This is a genomic window from Microcystis sp. M144S2 (assembly GCF_020246065.1).
Taxonomy (GTDB): Bacteria; Cyanobacteriota; Cyanobacteriia; order Cyanobacteriales; family Microcystaceae; genus Microcystis; species Microcystis ichthyoblabe_A.
Window position 1 is genome coordinate 38,047 of the sequence record NZ_JADBTR010000076.1, and the last position, 11,897, is coordinate 49,943.

General features: G+C 45.5%; 10 protein-coding genes. 8 read left to right on the forward strand and 2 right to left on the reverse strand.

Annotated elements, in window-relative coordinates; genetic code table 11:
- Positions 1-274 precede the first annotated feature (274 nt).
- The 3 genes from IM462_RS09985 to murI all read left to right on the forward strand — a co-directional run bounded on the left by IM462_RS09985 (position 275) and on the right by murI (position 4,609).
- Positions 275-1,651, forward strand: a complete 1,377-nt coding sequence (locus tag IM462_RS09985; RefSeq protein WP_287699790.1) for a cation:proton antiporter — start codon at positions 275-277, stop codon at positions 1,649-1,651.
- 146 nt (positions 1,652-1,797) lie between these two features.
- Entirely contained in the window at positions 1,798-3,696 is a 1,899-nt protein-coding gene (locus IM462_RS09990; RefSeq protein ID WP_287699791.1) for an N-acetylmuramoyl-L-alanine amidase, read from the forward strand.
- A 100-nt stretch (positions 3,697-3,796) separates the two neighbouring features.
- Positions 3,797-4,609: a glutamate racemase gene (murI, locus tag IM462_RS09995; protein WP_287699792.1), complete on the forward strand. Its 813-nt coding sequence runs from the start codon at positions 3,797-3,799 to the stop codon at positions 4,607-4,609.
- Positions 4,610-5,271: 662 nt separating this feature from the next.
- Here the strand turns inward: murI and IM462_RS10000 are convergent.
- The gene (locus tag IM462_RS10000) at positions 5,272-7,035 is read right to left on the reverse strand and encodes an SWIM zinc finger family protein (protein WP_287699793.1); all 1,764 of its coding nucleotides are present in this window, start codon (positions 7,033-7,035) and stop codon (positions 5,272-5,274) included.
- Positions 7,036-7,150: 115 nt separating this feature from the next.
- On the opposite strand from IM462_RS10000, the gene IM462_RS10005 reads away from it, so the two are divergent.
- The 4 genes from IM462_RS10005 (at position 7,151) to IM462_RS10020 (ending at position 9,215) form a co-directional block, all read left to right on the forward strand.
- Positions 7,151-7,432, forward strand: coding sequence for a ParB N-terminal domain-containing protein (locus IM462_RS10005; protein ID WP_287699794.1), 282 nt, complete (start codon positions 7,151-7,153; stop codon positions 7,430-7,432).
- A 13-nt stretch (positions 7,433-7,445) separates the two neighbouring features.
- A complete protein-coding gene (locus tag IM462_RS10010; RefSeq protein WP_287699795.1) occupies positions 7,446-8,138 on the forward strand; it encodes a helix-turn-helix domain-containing protein in 693 nt (230 codons plus the stop codon).
- 452 nt (positions 8,139-8,590) lie between these two features.
- A complete protein-coding gene (locus IM462_RS10015; protein WP_002763414.1) occupies positions 8,591-8,827 on the forward strand; it encodes a hypothetical protein in 237 nt (78 codons plus the stop codon).
- Positions 8,817-9,215 carry a putative toxin-antitoxin system toxin component, PIN family gene (locus IM462_RS10020; protein WP_287699796.1) on the forward strand — a complete coding sequence of 133 codons (399 nt, stop codon included), beginning with the start codon at positions 8,817-8,819 and terminating at the stop codon, positions 9,213-9,215. Before IM462_RS10015 ends, IM462_RS10020 begins: the two co-directional genes overlap by 11 nt.
- A gap of 294 nt (positions 9,216-9,509) precedes the next feature.
- On the opposite strand, the gene IM462_RS10025 is transcribed toward IM462_RS10020, so the two are convergent.
- On the reverse strand, positions 9,510-10,358 hold the full coding sequence (locus IM462_RS10025) for a M28 family metallopeptidase (RefSeq protein WP_287699797.1): 849 nt from the start codon (positions 10,356-10,358) through the stop codon (positions 9,510-9,512).
- 109 nt (positions 10,359-10,467) lie between these two features.
- Here IM462_RS10025 and IM462_RS10030 point away from each other — a divergent pair, with 109 nt between their 5' ends.
- Complete coding sequence (locus tag IM462_RS10030) at positions 10,468-11,850, forward strand: flavin monoamine oxidase family protein (RefSeq protein WP_287699798.1); 1,383 nt, start codon at positions 10,468-10,470, stop codon at positions 11,848-11,850.
- Positions 11,851-11,897: the final 47 nt, after the last annotated feature.

The following is an 11,897-nucleotide window of genomic DNA, read 5'->3' on the forward strand; positions in this document are numbered from 1 at the left end:
GGTCTGTAAAAATTATTTACAAACTGGCGAAAGAAGGGCTGGGCGGTGCTACAGCGATGATTGCGGCGGTAGTCGTCAAAAATAGGATGTGGAGTCAACTATTAGCTGTTTTGCCCCCTATTATCGTCGATAATAACAAGTCTGACAATTTATATGACCCTCACCTGACCACGGCCGAACCCTCGTAGAAGTTGGACAAGGGGCAAAGTTTAATAGGGAATAACAGAATAGGCCGCCAGCTTGTTAGAGTATTGGGAGTAATTTTGAGCGAGCGATGATATTACAGCCTTTCCTTTCTTCCGCTTGGAGTTTTAACATTCCCCTGTTAGCCTCGGCAGCTACGGTCGAAACTGCCGATAGTGCCTTAGTTTTAGCCTGCGTGCTGCTGAGTTTGACCGTTATTTATTTCGCCTGTAAACTGGGGGGGGAAATATGCGTTCGATTCAACTTGCCCCCCGTGCTAGGAGAATTAGTCGGTGGCGTGATTATCGGGGTTTCTGCCCTAAAATTACTGGTTTTTCCAGAAGGAGGGGCGGGATTCGAGGATTCTCTCCTAATTCATTTCCTAGAATCCACGTCATCCCTCACCCCAGAGCAATCTCCCGCCGTTTTTAGTGCTGCCAGTGAGGTGATTTCCGTCCTCTCGGAATTGGGGGTAATTATCCTGCTGTTCGAGATTGGTTTAGAGTCAGACTTGCAGGAATTAATTCGCGTCGGTCCACAGGCAGCTGCTGTCGCAGTGGTGGGGGTTGCGGTTCCCTTTTTGGTGGGTACTTTGGGTTTAATCTATATTTTCCATCTGGCCACCATTCCCGCTATTTTTGCCGGGGCAGCTCTAACCGCTACCAGTATCGGCATTACCGCCAAGGTTTTAGCAGAAATAGGGCAGTTATCGGCGAAAGAAGGTCAAATTATTATCGGGGCAGCGGTTCTCGATGATATTCTCGGTATTATCGTCCTCGCTGTCGTTGCTTCTTTGGTGAAAACCGGAGAAGTGCAAATTAGCAAAGTAATTTATCTAGTTATTAGTTCTAGCGCTTTTGTGGTGGGGGCGATCCTGATCGGTCGTTTTTTAAGCCCCTTTTACGTTCAATTAGTTAATAGCATGAAAACTAGGGGACAATTGCTCTTAGTTTCCCTGATTTTCGCTTTTATTCTTGCCTATATTGCCCAAGTTATCCAATTAGAAGCGATTCTCGGTTCCTTTGCTGCGGGCTTAGTCCTAGGGGAAACGGAAAAGCGATCGGAATTGGCAGAACAAGTGTTCCCGATCGCCGATTTATTTGTACCGATATTTTTCGTCTGTGTGGGGGCAAAAACCGATTTAAGTGTGCTTAATCCCGCTATTCCCAGCAATCGAGAAGGATTAGTCTTGGCCGCTTTCCTAATTGTCGTCGCGATTTTGGGTAAAGTGGTGACAGGGTTGGCCGTTTTCAGTAAGGAAAAACTCAATCGCTTGGCGATCGGAGTTGGCATGATTCCCCGGGGTGAAGTGGGTTTAGTCTTTGCTGGAGTCGGGGCTGCTAGTGGTGCTTTATCCCCCGCTACCGATGCAGCCATTATTATGATGGTGATCTTGACCACCTTTGTCGCTCCGCCCCTGTTAAGGTTAGTATTTAAAGAACCCACCGCCAGCCCTCAAGAAACATAGCAGACCATGCCAACGTCCCATAAGCTTGTTTTTATTGATAGTCATTCTCAGAGCATTAAGGGAGCTATGGATGGCAAAAAATCGACAAAATCGTCCATTTTTACCGAAAAAAGGTAATTGATAACCGAGCAACGGGAGCATCGATCGTGAGATTTCATTGGTTATTCCTAAGCGCATTAACTTGGTTGCTGGTGGCGGCCCCTGCTTGGGCTGGCAAGCTCGTCTTTTGGCGATTCGACACCAATGAGAATCGTCTGGTCTTCACCACCGACAATCGAGTGCAACCGCGAGCGCAAATGATCACTAACCCCACCAGGATCGTGATCGATCTGCCCGGGATCAAGTTAGGGCAACCCAATATTAACCGGCCCATTGGCAATATCGTCAGAAGTGTCCGTATTGGTCAATTTGATGCGGAAACTACCCGTTTAGTGATTGAATTGGCCCCCGGCTACACCGTCGATCCTCAACAGGTAAGAATTCGCGGAATTTCGCCCACCCAATGGACAGTGGAATTGCCAGAACCCCAACCGATTAGGGAGGAAACGCAACCCCCCGTCACCCCTGACCCCACACCTCCCCCCGATCGCGGTTCCACCCGTCCCACTCCCCCACCTCCAGTTAGCCAGACGGAGAACAACGATGATTTTCAGATCACTCGCAATGGTCTTTTTGTCCGTTTAGAGCAAAATGGTGATGAGCGATCGATCCGCAGTCAACGCAGCCGCGACGGCAAAAAAATCGAATTTGAATTACCCGGGGCCACTTTACCCAGCAGTCTCAGCGGTCAAACTATCCCCGTCAATCGCTATGGGGTCGGCGATATTCAATTCAGTCAGACTGCCAATCAACGGGCCAAGATTTCCCTGAGCGTTAATAAGGATAGCCCCGATTGGCAAGCTCTCTATAGTCGTTTTGGTGGCTTGGTTTTACTGCCTAGGGGGGGTCTGGGTTCCGTGGATAATATCTCCTCTCCTCCCCCCACTAGAGCCACTAATCCCAATCCTCGCCCCAACAATCCCCCCCCGAAAACTGCCAATAATCCCCCTTCTAGCAATCGTTTGGCCACGATCTCCTCGATCGATCTGACGGGTAATAACGATCGCCTCTTAATTCGTGCGGATTCACCCCTGAAAGCTAACGGCAGTGTTAACCGGGATGGTGTCTATGAACTACGCATCGAAAATGCTAAGTTGGCCGAGTCTTTTCGCGGTCCGCGCTTCGGTCGCTATAGTCCTATCTATCAATTGCGGGTACGTCAGGAAAGCGCCAATAAGGTGCTGATTTTGGTACAGACCGCAGCAGGGTTTCAACTGGGACAATTAACTCAATCGGACAGTCAAACCCTAGCCCTAGAATTGCTTTCCTCCCGCAATTCTAGCCCCGTTTCTCAGGTTCCTGACTCCACCACTATACCTGTCCCTTTACCCCCAGATACGGGGCAATTTAACCCACCTCCGCGCCCCTCTAACCCCACTCCTAATCCCCCCCAACAACGTAATGGCCGCTTTCTGGTGGTGATCGATCCAGGCCACGGTGGTAAGGATCCGGGGGCGATCGGAATTGGTGGCCTTCAGGAAAAAAACGTAATTCTGCCCATTTCCCTAGAAGTTACCCGCATCCTGCAACAACAGGGCATCGATGTGCGTCTAACTAGAGACAGCGATTTCTTTGTCACCCTGCAAGGGCGCACGGATATGGCTAACCGGATCGATGCCGATCTATTTGTCAGTATCCACGCTAACTCTATGGGGAAAGCACGACCGGATGTCAATGGCATAGAGGTGTATTACTTCGGTGATCGCCGTTTATCGGACACCATCCATCGCAATATTGTCCGCAGTGTCGATATGCGCGATCGGGGGGTGCGTCGGGCCCGTTTCTATGTGCTGAGAACCTCCAGAATGCCCTCTACCCTCGTGGAAGTGGGTTTCGTCACCGGCGCTGAGGATGCTGCTAAATTAGCCAATGTCAACTTTCAACGACAAATGGCGGCGGCGATCGCAGGAGGGATTATTGAATATATTCAACGAAATCTCCGTTAATGATTAAATCATTGGAGCATTAGTTTACCAATCAAAAAATCCGTGTTTTAATATCATCAAATAAAGCTATTTTAGATCAGCGTTTTCCTCGATATTATCTATGAGAGAATCACAACTTAGTCCGATTGGTGTGTTTGATAGTGGTGTGGGTGGACTGACCGTTTTAAGGGAATTGTATCGACAACTGCCCCAAGAATCGATTCTCTATTTCGCTGATACCGCTAGACTTCCCTACGGAACCCGTTCTAAAGGGGAAATTATCGAATTTGTCCGGGAAATTCTCACTTGGATGGGCGAGCGCCGGGTGAAAATGGTGATTATGGCCTGTAATACCAGTTCCGCCTTGGCTTTAGAAGAAGTACGGGCCGAATTTAAAGATTTACCAATTTTGGGGGTAATTTTGCCCGGGGCCAAAACTGCCGTTAAACAAGGAAAGCGCATTGGGGTGATTTCTACTCCGGCTACGGCTAAAAGTAATGCCTATAAACAGGCGATTCAAGAAATCGATCCTACTGCCCAAGTTTGGCAAATTCCCTGTCCTGAATTTGTCCCTTTGATCGAGGCTAACCGCATTTTTGACCCCTACACCACCCAAGTGGCCAGGGAATATCTTCAGCCTTTACTGGCAGAAAATATTGATACTCTGGTCTATGGTTGTACCCATTATCGCCATCTTTCCCCGGTTTTACGTCGTCTTTTACCTAGTTCCGTGCGGTTGGTAGATCCCGCCGCTGCCGTTGTCCGAGCGGCGGAAAAAGAGCTAGAATTATTAGGACTAAAAAATCCCGAAACATCCCTTCCTACTAACTTCGCAGTTAGCGGTGATCCCGATACTTTTGCCCGTTTATCTCGTCAATGGCTAGGTTTTTCTCCTACGGTAGAAAAGGTTTATTTACCCGTCCCCGTTTTATAACCGTTAGCCTTTTCAGTGAGCAGTTATCAGTGAGCGGTTATCAGCTGCCTTTTGCCTGTCCTGATATGTATCCTATACTCAACGGATTTAGTATCAAAGGGTTGGGTGAGGTGCAATCGTCTTATTCTGGGACGGTGAAGAAGATTAACGTGAAGGGGCAGAAGGAGAATATGATGGAGGTAGAGGTGACGATAGTACCAGAAACAACTGACCAGTAACTAAGCATTGCGTTTAGCTGTAGCAGGTTCACAAGACATAAATATGAATTTTTGTAATAGCCAAAGCAGATTTGAAATTTCCCGATAAAAGATAGCGCTTTTCACGTTACTGAGGTATCGACAAGTTTTGCCAACAAAGGGTTTAAGCTCCTTGCCCATACCTCATTCTGATGAAAACTGCTATAGTCGAGAAGATAAGTACCTAAGCAAAATTAATTACACATTTCGATAAAGCTTTTGCCTCTTGCCTATTGCCTCTTGCCTGTCTTCACTAGGAAATTTATTTTGCATGACTACTTACTACAACCTACATTCCGCACTTCAATTTGTAGCATAAAAGAATTTGCGTCGAAACATCACTAGACTTAAGCTGAGGACAAATTCCCGCTTTACAAGCTAAAAAAAGCCTGATTTTAGCCGATAACTGACGGCTACAAGCTTAAATTATTGTAAATCCTGATATTTGAATAACCCCATAAATTTCGATTTGCGTCCGTGTTCCTTAATTAAACTTTCCCGATAAGTTTGCCATTCTTCCCGTCTTCCCGACATATAAAAGGCATTACGAGCTTTTTTCAGCCATTTAATCGCTTCTTCGTAGCGATCAGCCTTTTTTTCGTCGAGTATCTTTTCCGCAGGAGGACGCGCGCGATCGATCACCCAGTTAGGATCGACGGTAGCAGCCGCATCCATTATCCGCCAAATTAGGTGAGACTGCACATAGGAATTATCAGAAACGACTTTAATTGCATCTCTAACTAAATTTTCGTGGAGAAATATATCGATTTTAGCCTCTGTGGAACGTCCACCGCTAAACTCGCGCAAGTAATCTAACAAGTCTAATTTTAAATCGGGCCAATCTTGCCCCGCTAAAGACTCAATTTTTTGGTAATGGGAGAAGGAAGGTTGGTCTTGAAATGCCTTAATTCTAGCAGCCAAAGCTGTATCTATATCCCCTAAAGATTGCGCTAGTTCACTTGTCCAGAGAGCTAATTGATAATAATAATTCCCTGGGAAATTTAGACCACCCCTGGCAATTATGAGAGCGGATTCTGGTGCGGATTCATCGCGTAAAGCTTTGGCAAAAAAGAAGGCTTCATCGTTTTTAGTTATCATATTTTTTGCCGCTGCCATCGCTTCGTCAATGCGATCAAGATAGACTAACTTAGTTAGGTATTCTACCACTTGTCCTGAAGCTAAAGCTAGATTCAAATACTCCTGATCTTTTTCCTGTTGCTCAAAAATTTCTAAGCGAATAGAAGTCAATGTTTGGGCATAATCGGGGATATTCCCTGACCACATTTCTGAAAAATTAGCCGATTCTCCTCGTAAAATCTTCTCTAAAACAGGGTCATCCCATCCCTGTTGTAAGGCTGCTAAACTCATCTCAAAATCGGCACTCCATTCATGCTGCCATTGCTCGATCTTTTCCCTTAAATCTTGCTTTTCTTGGGGATTAAATTCTTTACTTAAAATTGCCGTAGTTAGAACTCGATCGATTCCAGCACTTAAATCATCATTAACAGCACCGTAATCTTCTAAATTATCCCATTCCTCGATACAGGCGCTAATAATTGCTTCTAAAATAGCGATCGCGTTATCCGGTTCTCCCTTTTGATAATAATCTTTGGCCTCATCCACCAGGGCATAAATTTCATCAGAAATTGGATCTTCTTCGCAGTAATCTTCTTCGATCGCTCGCAGGGATTGCCGCAGTTCATTAAGGACAGTATTACGATAAGCTTTGACATTAATAGTTATCTTACCTGGCGCTTTATTAACTGGGGTAGCTGGCACTAAAAACTTATCAATTGTCTCGATAATTTCTGGGTGTTTAGCCACTAAATGATTAAGTAATTTTCTTAATTTACTTTCATCGATCGGTGTCAATAACTCCTCTAGAGAGGCTTTTTTGATAATTAATTCTGGTTGGCGAGAACAGGTTAATAAAACCGCCACAATATGCTTACACCAACCCTCATAATCGTAGGGACAGGAACAGGAGACATTTTCAAGGTTTTCTTGGTTAAAATCTATGGCAACTCGATAGGGTTTAACCTCACTACCACTCACTAAAGCTTGTAGATTTTGCCCCCGTTGCCAAAGAGAAATAACTGCACCTTTATCGTAATAATATTGACCGCGCTGATAGGAAGCATTGGTGGTATTTTTCCGGATAATTTTTTCATTGATAGGAGGAATAGTCATAGTCAGCAAAGGAGAGGATTTAGGAATAAAATCTTGTCTGTGGTCAGAAAACTACCGGCAACGAGGCGGACTACTGCATCAGCAACCGAGTCAACTTATCTTCAGTTTAGCCTAAATGTGCTATAGTGAAGACACTATGGAAATTAAAAACATTCCTGTATCCCAAATTCGTCGTCCTTTACCGCGACAAACCGATCCCGAAAAAGTTAATCAGTTGATGCAATCGATCGCTGAGGAGGGATTACGAGAACCGATCGATGTTTTGGAGGTGGATGGTAACTACTACGGTTTTTCTGGTTGCCATCGCTTTGCCGCTCATCAGCGTCTCGGTAAAGAAACAATTCTCTGTCGAGTTCGTCGCGCTCCTAAATCTGTTTTAGCTAAACACATCGCTTAAGCTGAGAAGTCCCATGAATGAGTCCTTATATAAATATCATCGGCAAAAATTAGAGCAGTTAATGGCAGAAATTGGCTGTCAAAATCTGGAAGAATTGAGTCAGTTATCGGGTCTATCTTCTTGGCAATTGCAGAGAGTTCGCCATGGTTTAATCGCCAAATTATCCTCTGAATCTTTGGTGAAATTAGCTAATGCGCTGCAGCTGCCAGTTAGCGATCTCCTCGCTCATTTTCAAATCCCGACGATGGGGACAGAGGATCGTTCAGGGGAATTAAAAATTCTCGAACAAGAGTATCAAAATTTACAGCAAAAATTAGATAAGCAAAAAGAAGAATTAGCCGCAGAATTTCAACGTCAAAGCATCGAAGCGATCGAATCTTGGTTAGTTCAATGGCCCACGGCCGAGGCCGTTGCCCGCAAAAATCCCGACCTAGCAGCCGTCAAAATCCTCTCCCTAGTTAAACCGATTATGCAGTTACTGGAGCGCTGGGGAGTGCAACCAATTCACAGTGTCGGTGATCATGTCGGTTACGATCCGCAAATCCATCAATTGATCGATGGTCAAGCAGCAATCGGTACACCAGTTCTAGTGCGTTATCGGGGCTATCGTCATGGGGAAAAACTACTTTATCGTGCTAGAGTGAGTTTAATTAAAGTAGAAATGCCGGAAATTCAACCAGCAGAAACAGAAAATGTCACCGCTTAAAGTGATGATTCTTACATAGCTTTGGTGCGGCGAAAAATTCCCCCGTGGTCTGCTTTTATCGAAAAAATCTAGTCTAAAACCTCGCCTTAAGACGAAAAGTTTTTGGAGCGGGGCATAAATCCCCATTACAAAACTAATGGCGGCTTGATAACCGCCCCCTGAACGGTTAAAATAAGATTATGGGTGATTCGGAGAAAAAAAGATGTCAACGCCCTACGATAACTGTTTTGACCACATTACTGATCGTCCAACGAAATTCTGTTCGCCAGCAATGGTTACAGATGGTTTGCGGAGGTTTATTTGTTGCCGATGTTAGGATACTACTATTAGCGACGCTTAAGCGAAACCCAACCGCACTAAGCCTCACATTTTAGCATATATTTCGTAAACGATGCTCATATTTAACAGTAAAGCCGTCGTTCTACGACGGGGTTTCAGACCCAAAATTTTCGATGAAAGCAACGATCCGAAACGTTAAAATTAGCGAGATTCCCACAGCGATCGAGCAGTTAGGTTTGTCTGCTCATGCGTGTGTCGATTTCACCATCGAGAATCATGAGATGACGGGAAACGAACAGGACGAAACCACCCAAGCCTTGATGGAAGTGGTGAATGAAATTCGTGCTTATGCCAAGAGTCAGGGATTGACTGATGAGAAGTTGGAAGAGCTTTTAGTAGATGAATCGTGAACCCATAGTTATCGATACGAACGTCTTTATAAGCTTCGCCTTAAGCAGTACGACAACACCAGCTTTGGCTGTAGAATACGCGATTAATAACTTTATTATTCTGCAAAGTCCCGCAACCATAGGCGAGTTGGTCACAAAACTTCTTCTCCCAAAGTTCGAGAGGTACATTACACTGGAGCAGCGCCGACAACTGCTAGTAAGAATTTTGGAAATTTCGCTGCTGATTAGACCTACTGACCACACTGAAATTTGCCGAGATCGAGACGATAATAAATTCCTAAATCTGGCAACCAGTGGGGAAGCACGCTATCTCATTACTGGTGACAATGATTTGCTTATACTGCAACGCTATGGGAAAACAGAGATCGTTACACCAAGGGAATTTTAAAAAATTGTTCGGCGGTGAAGTACAAAAAATCCAGTTTGAGTGAGATGATCGAAAGAACAACATAGATATCGAAAAACACGGGATAGACTTTAATTTTGCCAAGACAAGTGACTTAAGCAGTAGGTTGGGTTGAGCAATAATAACTTTTGTCTGTCAAATATTAGTGACGCTTGAGCGAAACCCAACCACACCAATGTCGTCAATAATGTTGGGTTTCTAACTGGGATTGGTGCGTTAGCGTTAGCGTAACTCACCCTACTGGACTACTGTGACAAGTTCCCCCGTGGTCTGCTTTTATCTCATCGGTAAAGATTGCAATCCAAAACAGAGACCTTGACAGACTCGTGTTAGGAAATTTAAGTCCAAAGTAGCGATTGTATCCCGAGAACTATGATAATAGGGATTACGCATATTAGCCGTATCTGTCACCATAATTGCCGAATAACCGCGACTCCAAAAAGGAGAATGATCGCTGCGTCGAGTATCGGGGACGATATAACCTCCAAAAATTACGGGCAACCATTCGCAGGGAGTTTGATTTTCTCGCAGGACTCGACTGAGAAAATTTAAATCCTTGCGGGTTTTGAGATTGCCAATCAAAGCGATAAAATCCCCAGTGTTGGGGTAAAAATATTCTAGAAAAGCCGGATATTTTTGAGAATGGGGATTTTTATCACAGTAACCGAGCATTTCTAAGGATAACATTAACCTTAAATCCTGCTTAGTTTGTTTTAATTTTTCTGCGTAGGCAATGCTCCCCAGTAATCCGTATTCTTCTAGATCGAAGGCAATTAAACGAATTGGATAATTAGCCTGATTTTCCCCAAAAAACCTCGCTAATTCTAATAATACCGCTAATCCCGTGGCGTTATCGTCAGCCCCCGGCGACCCCGGCACCGTGTCATAATGATCGCCAATTAAAATCGGAGGTTTTTGACTGTTGTTAGGCAAATCCAAGATTAAATTTTCGTAAACTTTTCCCTGAAATGAGAAAAAATGTGATTCAACCTTTCCCCAATTGCCTAACTCTTGTCGCAGGTATTCTCGCACATAAAAATGTCCTTGACTAGAGAAAAAAGGGTTTCTTTCTCGGACAATTTGTTCTAGGTGTTGGCTTAAGCGATCGCTAAGAAGATCAAACATTGATAGCAGCAGATAATTTAATCAAAAGAGCCAATGGATAGAGAAACTGAGGCAAAAATCGGGGAAAATAATAATTGTTAATTATAAAATATTCTGTGGGGCTAAAATCATGACAAATCTCCAGTGGACTAGCTATGATTGTATCGTTGTCGGGGCGGGATTAGCAGGATTAATCGCCGCGCGGAATCTCCAGAGGCAAGGTCATCAAGTTCTGGTGATCGAAGCGCGAAATCGTTACGGTGGTAGAATGTCTGGTCAATATCTCCCCTCCGGACAGTGGATCGATCGAGGTGGTCAGTGGGTGGGCCCAACCCAAGAGCGTTTTTTAGCCCTCCTCGACGAGTATAAAATACGTCGTTTTCCCTCTCCCAATCAGGGAAAAACTGTCCTAGTGTTCAACAACAAACGCTATGAATTCAATGGTTTTTTTCAAGGTTTCCACGAGGGAGAAGTACCCGATATCGGCCCGGCAGAATGGCAAGATGCGATGTCAGCATGGGCGCGTTTTCAAGAACTAGCCAAAACCCTACCTTCTGGTTATCCCCAAAGCAACGATCACACCAAAAAACTAGACAGTAAAACTTTTGCCCAGTGGATTGAAGAAAACACCACCACAGATTTTGGTCAATGGTATTTTGCTTATATGGCCCGTGCAGTGGGGTTTCTCGGACCGGCCGAACCCCACCAAGTCTCACTGCTGCACGTTCTTTGGGGACAAAATTGCGCCGCTCAAGCTGAACATCCAGAAGCCGAACTGATCCATGGCGGAGCCGGACAAATTCCCGACAAGATCGCGGCGGAGTTAGGAGAGCGAATTCGACTGGGGGAACCGGTTTTTCGCCTTAATTATGACTCGGCCGGCGTGACCGTAGAAACCAGCCAGAACACTTTTACCGCCAAATTTGCCATCATTGCCATGCCGCCCCATCTTGCCGGCCGCATTATTTATCATCCCCCGCTACCACCCCAGCGAGAACAACTAACCCAACGAGTACCGATGGGATGCTGCGCTAAAATCCTGATTTCCTACGAGCAACCTTTCTGGCGAAAACAGGGACTAGCGGGACTTGCTCAAGGGAATTGTCAATGGTTGGAACTCTGTGCTGATAGTTCCGATCCCGAAACCGGCATCGGGGTAATCGCCACCTTTGTGGTTGGCGATCGCTATAACCGTTGGCGCTCCATGAGTGGCCCGGCGCGTCGTGCCGCCGTCCTCTCGGATTTAGCTATTTATTTCGGTCAAGAGGCACTTTTCCCGATCAGTTACGATGAGGTGGATTGGCCCGGGGATCCCTGGACTGGTGGCGCATATTCCGCTTTTATGCCCCCCGGAGTCTGGACAAGTTTCGGCGAGGCTCTTTTTACTCCCGTCGGACCGATTCACTGGGCCGGCACAGAAATGGCTGATCGCTGGCCGGGATTTTTTGAGGGAGCGATCCGCACCGGTGAGGCAGCGGCCGATCGAATCGCCTTCCTTTTGCGGGAAAAATGAGCATCTACAGGGCTACGCCACCTTTTAGTCCAAAAAAGTCATCATAG